Origin of the sequence: Thioclava sp. GXIMD4215, from assembly GCF_045291555.1 — a bacterium.
GTDB classification, from domain to species: Bacteria; Pseudomonadota; Alphaproteobacteria; order Rhodobacterales; family Rhodobacteraceae; genus Thioclava; species Thioclava litoralis.
Genome location: NZ_CP149515.1, coordinates 772531 through 785751, shown reverse-complemented (window position 1 = coordinate 785751; position 13221 = coordinate 772531). Strand labels below are relative to the sequence as shown.

General features: G+C 53.7%; 14 protein-coding genes and 1 pseudogene. 8 read left to right on the top strand and 7 right to left on the bottom strand.

Going from position 1 to position 13221, the window contains the following annotated elements; translation table 11 throughout:
* The first annotated feature begins 4 nt into the window (after nucleotides 1–4).
* From WDB86_RS03785 to WDB86_RS03760, 6 genes are all read left to right on the top strand, one after another.
* Nucleotides 5–517, top strand: coding sequence for a hypothetical protein (locus WDB86_RS03785; RefSeq protein ID WP_406736667.1), 513 nt, complete (start codon nucleotides 5–7; stop codon nucleotides 515–517).
* A gap of 44 nt (nucleotides 518–561) precedes the next feature.
* Nucleotides 562–858, top strand: coding sequence for a hypothetical protein (locus WDB86_RS03780; protein WP_406736666.1), 297 nt, complete (start codon nucleotides 562–564; stop codon nucleotides 856–858).
* Nucleotides 855–1346: a hypothetical protein gene (locus tag WDB86_RS03775; protein ID WP_406736665.1), complete on the top strand. Its 492-nt coding sequence runs from the start codon at nucleotides 855–857 to the stop codon at nucleotides 1344–1346. Before WDB86_RS03780 ends, WDB86_RS03775 begins: the two co-directional genes overlap by 4 nt.
* Nucleotides 1347–1457: 111 nt before the next feature.
* Nucleotides 1458–2285, top strand: a complete 828-nt coding sequence (locus WDB86_RS03770) for a hypothetical protein (protein ID WP_406736664.1) — start codon at nucleotides 1458–1460, stop codon at nucleotides 2283–2285.
* 66 nt (nucleotides 2286–2351) lie between these two features.
* Entirely contained in the window at nucleotides 2352–3068 is a 717-nt protein-coding gene (locus tag WDB86_RS03765; RefSeq protein WP_406736663.1) for a lysozyme, read from the top strand.
* Nucleotides 3050–3424 carry a hypothetical protein gene (locus WDB86_RS03760; RefSeq protein ID WP_406736662.1) on the top strand — a complete coding sequence of 125 codons (375 nt, stop codon included), beginning with the start codon at nucleotides 3050–3052 and terminating at the stop codon, nucleotides 3422–3424. Before WDB86_RS03765 ends, WDB86_RS03760 begins: the two co-directional genes overlap by 19 nt.
* Before the next feature lie 282 nt (nucleotides 3425–3706).
* Here WDB86_RS03760 and WDB86_RS03755 read toward each other — a convergent pair whose 3' ends face one another.
* On the bottom strand, nucleotides 3707–4231 hold the full coding sequence (locus tag WDB86_RS03755) for a Pycsar system effector family protein (protein ID WP_406736661.1): 525 nt from the start codon (nucleotides 4229–4231) through the stop codon (nucleotides 3707–3709).
* Between the two features lie 29 nt (nucleotides 4232–4260).
* Nucleotides 4261–5169 (bottom strand): adenylate/guanylate cyclase domain-containing protein, encoded by a 909-nt coding sequence (locus tag WDB86_RS03750; protein WP_406736660.1) that lies wholly within the window; start codon nucleotides 5167–5169, stop codon nucleotides 4261–4263.
* Nucleotides 5170–5435: 266 nt separating this feature from the next.
* Between WDB86_RS03750 and WDB86_RS03745 the strand changes: the two genes are divergently transcribed.
* Complete coding sequence (locus tag WDB86_RS03745) at nucleotides 5436–6158, top strand: hypothetical protein (protein ID WP_406736659.1); 723 nt, start codon at nucleotides 5436–5438, stop codon at nucleotides 6156–6158.
* Nucleotides 6159–6473: 315 nt separating this feature from the next.
* Here WDB86_RS03745 and WDB86_RS03740 read toward each other — a convergent pair whose 3' ends face one another.
* Nucleotides 6474–7859, bottom strand: a complete 1386-nt coding sequence (locus WDB86_RS03740) for an IS1182 family transposase (protein ID WP_406736658.1) — start codon at nucleotides 7857–7859, stop codon at nucleotides 6474–6476.
* A 346-nt stretch (nucleotides 7860–8205) separates the two neighbouring features.
* Between WDB86_RS03740 and WDB86_RS03735 the strand changes: the two genes are divergently transcribed.
* Nucleotides 8206–9489: a hypothetical protein gene (locus tag WDB86_RS03735; RefSeq protein ID WP_406736657.1), complete on the top strand. Its 1284-nt coding sequence runs from the start codon at nucleotides 8206–8208 to the stop codon at nucleotides 9487–9489.
* A 7-nt stretch (nucleotides 9490–9496) separates the two neighbouring features.
* On the opposite strand, the gene WDB86_RS03730 is transcribed toward WDB86_RS03735, so the two are convergent.
* The 4 genes and pseudogenes from WDB86_RS03730 to WDB86_RS03715 form a co-directional block, all read right to left on the bottom strand.
* Nucleotides 9497–10126, bottom strand: coding sequence for a hypothetical protein (locus WDB86_RS03730; protein WP_406736656.1), 630 nt, complete (start codon nucleotides 10124–10126; stop codon nucleotides 9497–9499).
* Between the two features lie 100 nt (nucleotides 10127–10226).
* The gene (locus WDB86_RS03725; RefSeq protein ID WP_406736655.1) at nucleotides 10227–10922 is read right to left on the bottom strand and encodes a hypothetical protein; all 696 of its coding nucleotides are present in this window, start codon (nucleotides 10920–10922) and stop codon (nucleotides 10227–10229) included.
* A gap of 333 nt (nucleotides 10923–11255) precedes the next feature.
* On the bottom strand, nucleotides 11256–12335 hold the full coding sequence (locus WDB86_RS03720; RefSeq protein WP_406736654.1) for a tyrosine-type recombinase/integrase: 1080 nt from the start codon (nucleotides 12333–12335) through the stop codon (nucleotides 11256–11258).
* Between the two features lie 393 nt (nucleotides 12336–12728).
* Nucleotides 12729–12886: pseudogene (locus tag WDB86_RS03715) on the bottom strand (IS5/IS1182 family transposase); the annotation flags it as partial.
* Nucleotides 12887–13221: the final 335 nt, after the last annotated feature.

The window sequence follows — 13221 nt, the reverse complement described above, 5'->3', positions numbered from 1 at the left end:
AACCATGGGCTTCATTACTGACCTTTACGAAGAGTCTGTTACGGGCGGTGGAGCCCAAGCAGGGTTGCCGCTGACCAGCTCTGGGCCGCTCCGTGTCATCGAGGGGCGGCACCTTCTGCATGTCGCACCGCTTGGTGGCATGCTTCTCGATCTCGAAGCGACCGATCCCGCAGATCTGGTCCTGCACATGCAGGCACAGGGGCGCTATGTCCTCGATGAGATCGTGCTGCATGATCTGCGTGGCGATCCAGGCGACATCACGATCACCATTGCCACGCTGGATGCGGCACGGGGCGGCGGCGTGACGCTGGTCGATGCACAGCCTCTGGCGGCGCTGTCCGAGCGGCATGGCCTGATCCGAGTTTCTCCACTCGAAGACGCGATCCGGGAGGCGCCGCATCTTTATGTCACGCTGGCTGGCACCGGATCGGGCACGGTGCTGATCCGCGCCCTCGGCACGGTGGTCGCGCCCGAAGATCCCGAGCATCCAATGTATGACACCCGTCGGATTGGATAACCCGCCCCCGAGGCGGGCTTTTTTTATGAGCAAACGAGGGGCGCATGTTCTCCAAACCTATCGAATACTGGGCGGTGCTGGTGGGCATGGTGATCTATGTCGCCACCCGTGACGCCGAGCGCGAGCCGTTGATCAAGCGCCTCGCCAAGACCGCTGCCAGTGCCTTTCTAACCGTGGGCCTCTCGCCCTCGGTTGCGCCCTATGTGCGCGGCTCCGAGGTGCTGGCGGCTGTGGCGATCATGTCTCTCGGCCTGATCGCCCTCGATGTGGTTACCGCACTCGTGCAGGACCGCGATTTTCTCAAGGACATGATCCGCAAGAAACTGGGGGGTGGCAAATGAGCAATTACATCAAAAGCGCGATCCGCGCCAACCGCCTGCCGATTTATGTGCTTGCTGCGATCGTGGTCCTGGCTGTGGCCGAGCCGTGGATCCGGCAGGCGCAATCCTCGCGGCCCTGGCGCGACTTCACCGGCCAGACGCCCTTTGTGGCAGTGACGGTGACGGCGCAGAACGTGACGCCCGAGGGGCTGCAGTTGATGGGCGATATGATCAAGCGCCGCTGCGAGTATCGCGGGCTCGCGGCCTATGTGGTGATCGGGGGCACAAGCTACCGCACGGTTGTCGATACCTCGGCCGAGGAGGAGCTACGGCCGCCGGGCTCGCGCCCGCCCAACAGCCGCGCCCAGCCTTGGGGGCCGTGGAAAATTAAGTGGTCGACGGAGAAGGCAATTCCAGAGAGCTTCGAGCTATGGGCCTATCATCAATGCCCGAGCGAGAAGACAGTGCAGACGAATCTGTTTGCAGCGGGGAAATGGGAAGGGCGGTAAGGACGCCTCCGCTATCGAGTCTGATGCTAAATCTGAAATACGGGACTGGTCAGACTCGATTTGCTTTGCCAGTAATGTATGCACTGGAGATCTGAATTTAGAGGCAGGAAGTTGGAAATTGGTAAGGACTTCTTCGATGCGGTCAGAAGCAGGACCGTAAGCCCGGTCTATGGAAATGTTTTTCTTTTCAGTTTCCTGGTGAATTGGAAGCCACTTGTATACGTCGCTTTTTCAGACACAGCACTGACCAATCGATTTAAGTATTTTGACGCACAAACAAGTTGGTGGTCGCTAATAGGGCTGCCTGTACTATTAGCTATTTTATATGCTGTCGGTTCGCCGTTCGTTCTGTACTCATTTCGTTGGGTGACGGGCAGAATCGAAGATGAAATCGTGACTCAGAAAGACAAAAGATGGGAGCATACTGAAATATCGAGGCACCTCGCGGTTGGTCGAGTTGAAGCTGAAAAAGCGGAGCGTCTTCGCGTTCGTGAGGATGCTGTTATCAGTAGTGCTAAAGCAGACGCCGCTATTGAAGCCCTTCCCGGCGATCAAAAGGCTGCGGCAAAGGAAAATCTAGCGAAAGAGCGGTTATTTATAGCTGCCCCCGATCGAGACTGGGATAAATTTGCCGAAGAAATAGGAACTTTGGCAAGGGAGTTTGTTATAGCTGCTAGCAATTCGGGAGGCCGTACTTTGCAAGTTCATAACACCTTGGATGCGACCTTCATAAGCTCGGGAGATTATCAAAACCGAATGGGCCCGGGGGATGCTCCGAGTGTTCATATGCGTATCAACCGTCTCATCAAGGAAGGTTTGTTTAGGGAGCTAACAGGTGAGGTTTTTCAATTGACCGATCTTGGCCTAAATTTTGCGCGCTATATACGCGAACGCTATCCATCAGCTGCAGGGGCTAGAACTAGGTTCGACGATCCATAAGCCACTACATCGCTATTCAATTCGACAGCCCCGCCATCGAGCGGGGCTTTTTCATGGAGAAATGGAATGTTCAAACTCTTGCCCGACTGGCGCGAGGTGCTGCTGCGCGCCTGGTCGATCCGTCTGATCCTGCTGACGGCGGTGCTCTCCGGCCTCGAGGTCGTGGTCTCGCTCCTCGATGCCGATCTTCTCGGCATGCCGCCTGGGGCGTTTGCCGCATTGGCGGGCCTCATCTCGATCGCGGCCACGATCGCGCGGCTGGTCCAGCAAGCGGGCATCTGGTCCGAGGATCTCGCCCGTGACGAAAGCGGGGCGCTGCGCAAGCGCCATGCGGCGGGCGTGGCCGGTGTGACGGCCGCCATCGCGCTGGCGATTACCACGATCGCGCCTTGGGAGGGCAGGGAGCTGCGCGCCTATCGCGATATCGTGGGCATCCCGACGATCTGCTTTGGCGAGACCGAAGGCGTGAAGATGGGCGATGTGGCGACCGAGGCCGAGTGTCGGACGCAGCTGGCCAAGCGGGTGGCGCAGTTCGAGGCCGAGATCCGGCCCTGTTTGCCCGCGAGCCTGCCAGCACGGACCCGCGCGGCCTTCATCAGTGCGGCCTATAATATCGGGTCACATGGCTTCTGCCGCTCGAGCATGTCGCGCCGCGCTCTGAGTGGCGATCTGCGCGGGGCCTGCGATGCGCTTCTCATGTGGAACAAGGCAGGCGGCCGCGTGGTGCGCGGCCTGACCAACCGGCGCAAGGCGGAGCGTGATCTATGTCTGTCCGGTCTCTGATCGCGGGCGCCGCCTTCCTGCTGATGATGGCGGCGAGCTTCGGGGCAGGGTGGTCCGTGCAGGGCTGGCGGTTAGGCGCACAGCTCGCGGCCAAGCAGGCGGCATGGGACGCGGAGAAATCCGCAGCCCTGCTGGCAGGGCGCCAGCGCACCGCCGAGGCAATCGAGAAGACCAACGCCGCAAACGCGGCGCTGGCAGAGGCAGAACGCGCCCTGACGATCGCGCAGGGCGAGCGTGACACAGCCCGAAGGAGGCTTATCGATGAGTTTGAAACAGATCCCGATCTGTCTGGCCCCGGCATTCCTGCTGGCCGCCTGCAGTCAATCCGCGAGCACTGGGCTGGTGGTGGCCGATGAGGCACCGCGGCCGCAGGTGGTCCTGCCCGCGGCCGCCCGCATCCCCTGCGCCTCTCCGGCATCCCTGCTAGCGACAGGCGGGACGCTGGCAGACGACGCGGTGAGCATCACGCGGCTTGGGGATGAGCTGATCGCTTGTGAGGGGCGGCGGCGGTTGGCGGTAGAGGCGTTTGATCGGGTAGCTGATTGAATGGCGGTGAGTTCGGGGCAAACTGCGAGTTTGCTGCAGATTTCATGAGAACTTAACGTTCTGTGCGCAAAAATACGATAGAATCTTATAAGTTAAATCCAAAATTTAGCGAAAAAAGCAAATAACAGTGCGATGGGAAAAATCCAAATGGCTAAGCGTAATCGATTATACTTTTTGCTGCACACCTTTGCCGTGTCATAGCAATGCGCGAGCTTTTCCCTCAACACATTAATGTCGGTCAATTTCATAACCTCTGCAGTGTAATGCGTACTATTTTCAAATGCTGAGATAGCGTTGAAAAAAATGAACCCTTTGCTGCTCGAGGTGTAAAGGCGTGGTGCCACAACCCAGAATGATATAGCAGCACCTGTAATGGATAGAAAAAGAGCAAGTATAATTACTGCAGACGTTATACATGATTCAGCGTCAATAATGCCCCGAAGAATTTTTCGATCCGATAGAAGACCACCTATGATGATTACATAAGCAGAAAATAGAAAGGTTGCCTTAGTATCTGCTAAACCAATGTAGTGCCGGATATACGCCTCTTCACTATCAGAGTAGCGCATGAAGCGATCGACATCTTCTCGGATCGTTACTTTATCTTTCTGGGTCATTATCATCTCTTGGATTTACTACGCCCGATTTAGGAGACTATAAATACTCTATCTTTTTCGCATAAAGAGCCGGCTTCGAGGCTGGTAACCTCAACGCATCTTTCGAGCCACTGAACATGAATTAGCTTATATAGATCGAAGCCAATTCTAAATTCATTTTGATCACAACTCTCTTCGATTTTCTTGGCACGATTAAAAGCATCGCTATAAATATCAATGCTTGAAAATCCGGTTGTTGGAATGGCGACTTTTCGAACCACGGCGCTTCCATGGTTAGCACCAATCCTAACATTAAATTCAGGAAGGCCGTGCTTTTTGAGCGCTGGATTGATGCTACATTTCATCAAATTCAAACAGCTGAGCCCTAACTCGACAAGAGAGTCACAAAGATTGGTATATGAAGGATGATCTATGTAAGCGACGAACCCGTCTCCGGTAGTCTTCAAGATTGATCCATTGAAGTGGCCGACTAAAGATCCCAGTTCTCGGATTAACACGCCGAATGCCTTATCAAAGGCAACTGGATCGATTCTTCTTAATGTTGTTGAGCCGCATATATCCAATGACAAGAACCCCAGATCAGTGCTTTTGTTGGTTTCTATAAGCGATGGCTGACGTTTTGCGGCTTCCTTGGGTGCGGTATATTTTCCTGAGAGAAACTCGTGATTGAGGGCTTTGGTTCGACTTTGCGCATATTGGCGCACCGATTTTACGCTCGGCGCGAGTGCGTATATCGGTACACTTCCTTGGAAGTGTCTAAACAGATCATCTAATGAAAACCGAACTTTCAGATATTTATCTATGTAGAAAATCCCGGTGTCATCCTCCAGCTTGATATATCTTCTAGGGTCAGGTTCCAAGCTAATCGTGCCTTCACCAGTCTTTGGGTCAAGGCTCTCGATCCTTTGAATGAAATCAGTTCTAAATTGTTCGCTCACTTAATCTCCTGCAACTAAAGAAAGTGCCCCGATTTGGGAAAGTGTTGCCGACTAATTGGGCTGAAGCAAGTATGCATTCTTACATTTCAATCATGTAGATAATAAGCGCCCATTCGCTAATTGGATTTGACAATGCCTCATAGCGTCGGAGGGGATTACCGGTTCTTTTGAGCCAAGCGTCGATCTATTGGAATCGAGATTATTGTGGGTAAAGCTGCTCGCAGACGAAAGCATCCTAATTCTTCTTTACGATAATGGGTCACGACATGAAGGCTTTAATTGCGATCATTCTGCTATATGGGTTTTGGGCAAATTTGGCCCATGCGGAGGAAGATCTCGATGTGAAGTCTTGTCGTTCGTCGGAACAGGTTGTGATATGCGCTGTCGAAAATCTGGCGTCAAAACCGATCGCGGCTATCAATTTTCGTTTGATAGCCGGCGAAGTTGGTCGATCTGTTCCGTGGGGTGAAAGCTCGGGCGTTGAATGGATTGCTGGAGGCATTGAGCCAGGAGAAACAGTAGACGTGACTCTCAAATTCCCATCAATACCGCAATCCGCTGTCAATCGGAAACTTAGTTTCAGGCTCGAGGCCACCGCCAAGTATGTGGCGAAAGGTGATTGGGATAGTGATGAGTTTGAATATGACGATGCTGAACCCATTTCGCAGAATGCATACGATGCTTTTCTGATCGACATAAAGCAATGTTTAAACCTCGGTGCGATGTCAATTTCGGCGCTTCGAGTTAAGGTCGTGGTCGGAATGGATCTGGACCGAAATGCTGTGCCTGTTCTGAGTAGCATCCATCTCGTTGATCGGCATGGCGGAACGCCTGATGAGGCGAAGCAGGCTTATGAAGTTGTTCGGCGCGCAATCACTCGCTGCGGCAGCGATGGTTTCCCTCTACCACTCGATAAGTATGAGCAATGGAAGACGATGCGGCTTTCTTTGGTCGACGCCAATCTTCGCGTCGTCAACGCAAGTAATTAAGGGCCTGTCCTCAAGATCGATAGGTTTCATATCGTGGGACATGCTGCTTTTAACTTATTGTTTTCATTTGATATGAATTTTCTATTTTAATGGACAAGTTAACGTTGAAAACAAAAGTAAAAAGCGCTGCGCCGGTAGCCCGCCGCCCTCTTCGAACTGCACTGCGGATCGGGCCCATGCGAGAATATTGGGCGGATGTTGTTGAAAAAGTCGGCCGAAATCGCCGATTTTGAGGCTCGCCGCCGCCGGGCAAGGCTATTGCATTCGGGCGATCGCCCGTCGCCCCGCCTCAAGGCGGTAATATGGCCGCTCAGCTCATGCTGCGGCCTCCTGTCGGACGCTTCGCGGGCGGAGCTTCGCGAGTTTTCGGAGATTCTGTGCGATGGCGGCGAGCAGAAATTCGTCCTTGGCGCCGTTTGGACCACGGAGCCGCAACCGTGTTAGGCCAAGAATACGCTTGAGGTGCGCGAAGAGCATCTCGACCTTCTTCCGTTTGTCGCGCGACACTTTGTAGGCCTTGGTCTTGCGGCACTCTCTGGCGAACTCGCGCGCCTCTTCATGGGGCTCACGCGTGACATACCGGGCATCGGCTTTCGGGCAGCAGATCTCCTTGGATGGACAGGCGTGGCAGATAGCCTTCAAGCAGCGGTATTTCTTTCGCCCACCAGTATCCCGACCCCGGTTCGGATCGGAATAGTTGCGTCTGAACTGTTTGAGGGCATGGCCTTCAGGGCAGATATACTGATCATTCGTCTCGTCCCACTGGAAGTCTGAGCGGGAGAACGTGCCGTCGGCCCGTTCCGACTTGTCGATCACCGGTATGAAGGGGATGATGCTGCGTTTCTCGACCAGCCAGCCCAGGTTCTCGGCATTGCCGTAGGCCGTATCGGCGGCCAGCCAGTCCGGCTTGATGCCAAAGCGTTTTTCGGTCCTGTCCAGCATCGTGCGCGCAGCTCCAACTTCGGCTTGGCGGATGGCTCTTGTCGCTTCAACATCCATGATCACCGAACTCTTGGTGTCGATCAGGTAGTTGGTGGCATAGGCAAAATAGGGGCGGCTTTCCTCGGCACGGGTCCATTGCGCTGCCGGATCGGACTTGGCCACGAACTTGGGCTGGACAGGCGATGCGGCCCCGAAGGCGGCGTCATCCAGTGTCTCCAGATATTCTCGTGCCGCCCTGTTGCCAGCGTCCCGCGCGGCCTCGGGGCTCCAGTCTTCCGCCGCGATGGAGCGGATCTTGTTGGCATCCGCCGAGATCAGGCTCGCATCGACCGCGAAACCTTCGCCCGACACCAGATTTTCTTTCAGGCAGCGTTCAACGGTTGTCTCGAAGACCTGACGCAGCAGGCCGCTTTCCCTGAACTTGCCATGGCGATAGCGGGAGAAAGTCGAGTGGTCGGGAACATTGCCTTCCAGACCCAACCGACAGAACCAGCGGTAGGCCAAGTTCAGATGAACCTCGTCACAGAGCCGGCGCTCCGAACGGATCCCCATGACATATCCAATCACCAGCATCCGGATGATCAGTTCGGGGTCGATCGAAGGCCGACCAAGGTGGCTGTAGAAGGGACGCAGTGCCTCGCGCAGGGAGCCGCCATTCAGGAACAGGTCAATCTCGCGCAGCATGTGATGGGCGGGGACATGCCGCTCCAGATCGAAGTCGTAAAACAGCTGCGCCGGTGCTTCTTGCCTGCCCATCATGCCGAAATCCTCCAATCCCCTCATAGTCGATTGAATCGAAAGACTTGCCGCAGCGCAACAAAGACTTTTTCAACAGCATCGGCGGAAACCGGACCTTCTCTGCATGTGCGAAGTGGTCGCCGCTTCGGTTGAAGAGCAGCCGTTCAATGTCGGCGCTTCGAGCAGAATAAAACGCCCAACGGAAGATGAAAAGCTGCTTTGACGTGAGCAGTCGAGGAGGTGGGCGCGTGATCGGGTACAACAAAGAACTCGTGGCGCTTGTGGTTTCAAACTTCGACCTTCATTGGCTTTCAGCGCACCACCATATATAGTACACGTACAGCACCTAACCACATAAGAGATGAGTATGCGCGGCTATCGTTCCACGCCAGAAGACTACCTATTCCACAAAGGAGACTGGCACGCCACGCAAGAAGCCTGGAGGAATGAACTCGTTACCAAGATTGGGGCGATGAATGGCGACGAGCTTCTGAATATTTCGACAACGGATTTGGCGCGTTACTATGTCGACGAGTACACATTCGAGGTGCCAGTCATCCACGCCGATGAATTGGTTGTGGATCAAAGAGAAACCAAAATTGACGTGAGCCAAGACCGTGACCGCATGTTTCATGATCGTTCGCGGCCGTTCCATATCACCGGGACAACGATAGATGTCGAAGTGCCGTTCACTGGTAATAAGGTTGGTTTTGACATTCAGCCCTCCACACTAAACTTCAACAATCCGAGGGCTAGGGTCCGCGAGGGGATCATCGAGTTCTCGGTTACTGGGACCGATCTGTCAGCAGAACGGGTGAAAGAAGAAATTCAACGAGTACTCGACTCAATCAATACGCATCTCGGTTGGCTTGCCAACGATGCCAAAGGCTACAACGCCGGATTGGAAAACCTTGCCACACAGACAATCGAGCGGCGCAAGGAAAAACTACTGAAAGACAAGTCGCTAGTTGCTGGGCTTGGTTTCAAAATGAAAGAACGTCCGGGTGCTAAGGAAACGTTTGCAGCGCCAAAGGTCCGAAGAAACATACGGCCACGGACACCAAAGCCAACCGCATCCAGAGTTGCATACAACCCAGAACCAATCCTTACAGGCGATGACTACGAGCATATATTGTCCGTCTTGGCAAATATGGTCAGAGTCATGGAGCAGAGCCCCGGAGCGTTTCGCGAGATCGATGAGGAAAGCCTGCGGACGCACTTCCTGATGCAATTGAACGGACACTTTTCTGGCGATGCGACAGGAGAAACCTTCAACTACGAAGGCAAGACTGACATTCTTATCAAAGTAGATGGGCGAAACATCTTCATCGGAGAATGCAAGTTTTGGACGGGCGAAAAGGGCTATCTCGAGACGCTCGATCAGGTGCTTTCGTACCTTAGCTGGCGTGACACCAAGGCGGCTGTTTTGATTTTCAGCCGAAACAAGGATTTCACCGGCGTCCTCGAAAAGATCGAGGAAGGCACGCACAAGCACTCCAACTGCAAAAAGCTGGTTAAGAAACGAAACGAAAGCAGTTGGACATATCTGTTCGGACACAAGGACGACGCCAATCGAGAAATCTCGATAACCGTGCAGGCATACAATGTGCCTGAGAGGATTGTGCCTCGCATCCGAACAATCGGCACCTAGATCGCTTTCAACGACCTTTTTTCGTTAAAAAGGAAAAGTCGGTAAGGCCTGCCTTCATAAACAGCTCCATTTTCTCTTCTTCTGAAGCTGGCGATGAAATAGTCGGTTTGAAAATGGCCTCCACGGCAGAAAGAAATTTGGTCGCTTGATCAATGCTCGTGATCAGCGTGTCTTCGAAACGCTTGAAATCCGGCGGGTACATGAGGTCGGTTTCAGAGTCGAAAAACTTGTGGTTACCTTGTGAGTCAACATAGGTGTTGATAGCGGTCTCGAGCAGCCAGTAGTTGTACATCAGAATGATGTCTGCATCATGATCCCGATCCAAAGTCAGAGGAAGTTCGGGTTTCCATTCTAAGGCCTTGTCGATTAAATCGTCGGTGATATGGCCAGTGAACTTGTTTCGCAGATACGAAAAGAACTCTGCGTTGGCGCGACAGTCGCCGAATAACCTGCTTAATTCCCGATGGTCAGCATACATGGATCGTATGGACTTCTCAAATTCGCACAGATTGTGGAATGCCAAGAAGGCTATTTTGACGTGAGCAATCGAAAGGATGAGGCCCTTGCGGTTTATCTCAGATTTGGTCTCTTCAAGATCATTTCGAATGATCAGGCTTTGTACTAAACGCTTTTCCATTCTGGTGCCTTTCGAAACTAAACTAGGTTCACGAGTGTCAGGAATAGGCAATCTGCAATGCAGTGGCCAAAACCCCAACGAACGTCGGAAATGGGCCGAGCTAGCTTTCAAGCTGCTCAGCCAGGGTTCTCCCCAAGTGGAGCACTCGTGCTCTATCCATACCTGCGATAGCCTTCTCAGCCCCTCTTGCTGCGCTTAGCAAAACATCGCGATAGGTAGGCCCAGCCTTTTCCCCTAAAAAATCGTGAAGCGGCGCCAATCCTTGGAGATGCATAGCTAAACGTGTGTCAAACTGCTCGAAGTCAGAGAATCCATCTGCCAGTTTTTCTAGAATTTCCGCTCGCAACGCTGAGATAAATTCTGTAGCCGGGGCGACGTCAGATTCTCTGAGTGCGAAATGAGCTCGTTCAAATATTGATGCAAGCTCACCGCCTCGGGACAGACAAGCTGCCCGTTTTCGCCGAAACGTTTCGAGATCTTCCGTGTTGATTTCTTCTGTAGGTTTCTCGGAAATTCGGAGCATCTCCTGCCCCAAATAGAAATAGTCGTCGTCCAACTGCCTCTGGCTTTCTAATATGGAAGCTGCAGTGTCAGTACGAAAAGCCGCCCACTTGCGATCAAATGATTTTTCTGGCGCCCGTCGGACAAACCAGCCTCCAAGCATCGTTATCAGGACGAGGGTGGCAATAATTCCTATCATCTCCGATGTCAGATTCAGCACCATATCGTCCGAACTGAGATAGGCCCAGGCATCGCAAAGAAAGCAGTTTTCATTGGTATCGTTTGGACTAGTCATTGATGTTCCTGTGAGGATTGGGCTGTTCTAAATACCACTGGGACAGGCCCAACTTGCGGATGTTGCGGCCAAGTGCAAGCAATAAGGCATACTGGCCAATTTCAGCTGGCCAGGGGCAAGTTGCGCGACGGTGGCGGATGTCCGCAATGTGGGCTGCGAAAGCAGCATCGAGTTAATGCGTTGAATGTCGGTTCAGGGCCGTTCGTTCGATTTTAGAAAAAGTGTCCCATTCCACTTTTTTTCGTGGGACACTTTACGCGCAACACATTGAAATCATTTCGCGCAAAAATCCAACTGGTAGGCCCGGAGGGATTTAAAACCGTAACGTCTTCATTAGGAAGGGGCCGCAGTATTCTGCGTCCACTTCCAAGCCGCCCAGCGATCCCCCGTTTGTCTTAGGTGCGCGTATCGCTGCAGGCTTGACCATGACCGGTGACCGGAAACGCTGGCGGCCTGAGGTATGGTTTTCCCCATTTCGAACTGGCGCGATACCCCTTCATGCCGCAGATCATGGAAATGGAGATCCTCGATCCCGAGAAACTTGCAGGCACGGGTGAATGCTGCGGTGATGGCGGTGGCTTTGTACGGAAAGATCTGCGCGGCTGTCTGCGGCATGCTGCGAATGATCGCCTCGGCCTCGGGCGGAAGATCGACCCATACGTCATTGCCCCACTTTTGGCCGGGGTGTTTCATGTCTTCGACCAGAATACGTCCTGGTTCGAGATGTTCCCATTTGATGCGCGTGATTTCATCCTGGCGGCGGGTGGAGAACAGCGCGAAGGCGCAAATGCGATGCATAGGCATGGCGTTGGCACGCTTCGACCGCTCCGCGAAGTGCTGCATCAGGGCGTCCATTTCGGCGATTGTCGGGCGGCGATCTCGCTTTGCGGATTTTTGCGTCATCCCGAGCCGCTTTGACACGATCATAGCGGCTTTCATCTCGTTGGGATCGAGCGGCATCTTCCAAGCGGGGCCCGCGATCTGGAAGATTGCCGACAGATGGGATAGGTAATTCGCTACCGTTTGCGGCTGCCGCCCTCCGGCGAGAAGCTCCTGTGCAAACTCAACGATATCCTTTGAATGGATATCTTCGCAGATCATGTCAGCGATCGCGTAGCGTTTGATCGCATCGAGAACCTGGGCCTTGGTGCGGCCGATTTGTTGCTCGGACTGTGCTAGGTATTTGTCGATTGCGTCTGCCAGAGTTGCTGTATTGCGCTTAGTACGGCTTAACTTCTCGAAGCCGTTCGGGCGTAGCAGTTCTGCTTCTTTCCGGCGTAGCCAAGCCTCCGCTGCGGAGCGCCTATCAAAGCTGGAAGATGTGGACACGCTCTTGCCATCTCGCATTACTCGGACTTGTGCGGTATAGACCGCCGAGCCATCTTGGCGGCGTCTTTCTGAGATGGTGCCCATTTGCTAAAACCCCGTGCTGCAATTTGCTAAAATTTAGCAACTGTGAAACGGATACCAACAAGAACCACTGTAAACAAACGGAAATCTAACGGCCCACCATGACGGAACAAAGCGACAAAAAAGCCAATTTTATTAATAAAAACAATAGCTTTAGGCTTTCCGTGGCTCCTATGATGGATTGGACGGATTGATCCAGAATACATTCATATAATCAATACAGTAAGCGGTGATCTTGTGTACCAAGTACCAAATTTTTCGCGGATGCCTTTTGTGAAGATCGCGGCGACGACATGTTAGGGCTAGTCCAAGTTTGGCCTGCTGCACCTTCAAGGCCGCCGCGGCATTGTTGCGGAACGATGGCTTGAGGCGTGATGGCCCCTTTATCGGTCTTTGTCAGGCGGTGCAGACGATCACGGCGGTGCCGAGGGCCGAGAAACGGTTCATCAGTGCAGCACGCATCTTGATCTCGGCGGATTGGCAGCCGGGGTTTCTAGCGGCAAAGTGTTTTCGAAGGATTTCAGGCAACGCATCTTTGGCTCGATACGCCTCCGTCCAGTCTAAGTCCGCCATCTTCAACGGGCTGGCCACTATCTCAGTCGCTTGCCGGGGCGGCAGCTTAAGCAGGACCTTGGTGGTCAAACGAACTGGATCGCCGCATCCGAGGGCAATGCAGGGCGATCGGGCTCCCATCTGCGGCGGGAGGGCAGTCTGAGGTTGATGTGCAGCTTCAGTGGCGCTGGTGCCAGTCAACGCGCGAGATGAATGCGTTATCCCCAATGCCACCCACTCCCTCAGTGATCATCTCCGTGGTGGCGAGTTCAGATCAGGGGGGCGCTGAAGGCCCCAAGTGCTTGGGGCATGACCGCTGTCACCTCATTGGGCAGTG

Coding starts and splice junctions, on each gene's coding strand:
- WDB86_RS03785 (WP_406736667.1), top strand. CDS start 5: ATGGGCTTCATTACTGACCTTTACGAAGAGTCTGTTACGGGCGGTGGA.
- WDB86_RS03780 (WP_406736666.1), top strand. CDS start 562: ATGTTCTCCAAACCTATCGAATACTGGGCGGTGCTGGTGGGCATGGTG.
- WDB86_RS03775 (WP_406736665.1), top strand. CDS start 855: ATGAGCAATTACATCAAAAGCGCGATCCGCGCCAACCGCCTGCCGATT.
- WDB86_RS03765 (WP_406736663.1), top strand. CDS start 2,352: ATGTTCAAACTCTTGCCCGACTGGCGCGAGGTGCTGCTGCGCGCCTGG.
- WDB86_RS03760 (WP_406736662.1), top strand. CDS start 3,050: ATGTCTGTCCGGTCTCTGATCGCGGGCGCCGCCTTCCTGCTGATGATG.
- WDB86_RS03755 (WP_406736661.1), bottom strand. CDS start 4,231: ATGACCCAGAAAGATAAAGTAACGATCCGAGAAGATGTCGATCGCTTC.
- WDB86_RS03745 (WP_406736659.1), top strand. CDS start 5,436: ATGAAGGCTTTAATTGCGATCATTCTGCTATATGGGTTTTGGGCAAAT.
- WDB86_RS03740 (WP_406736658.1), bottom strand. CDS start 7,859: ATGATGGGCAGGCAAGAAGCACCGGCGCAGCTGTTTTACGACTTCGAT.
- WDB86_RS03735 (WP_406736657.1), top strand. CDS start 8,206: ATGCGCGGCTATCGTTCCACGCCAGAAGACTACCTATTCCACAAAGGA.
- WDB86_RS03730 (WP_406736656.1), bottom strand. CDS start 10,126: ATGGAAAAGCGTTTAGTACAAAGCCTGATCATTCGAAATGATCTTGAA.
- WDB86_RS03725 (WP_406736655.1), bottom strand. CDS start 10,922: ATGACTAGTCCAAACGATACCAATGAAAACTGCTTTCTTTGCGATGCC.
- WDB86_RS03720 (WP_406736654.1), bottom strand. CDS start 12,335: ATGGGCACCATCTCAGAAAGACGCCGCCAAGATGGCTCGGCGGTCTAT.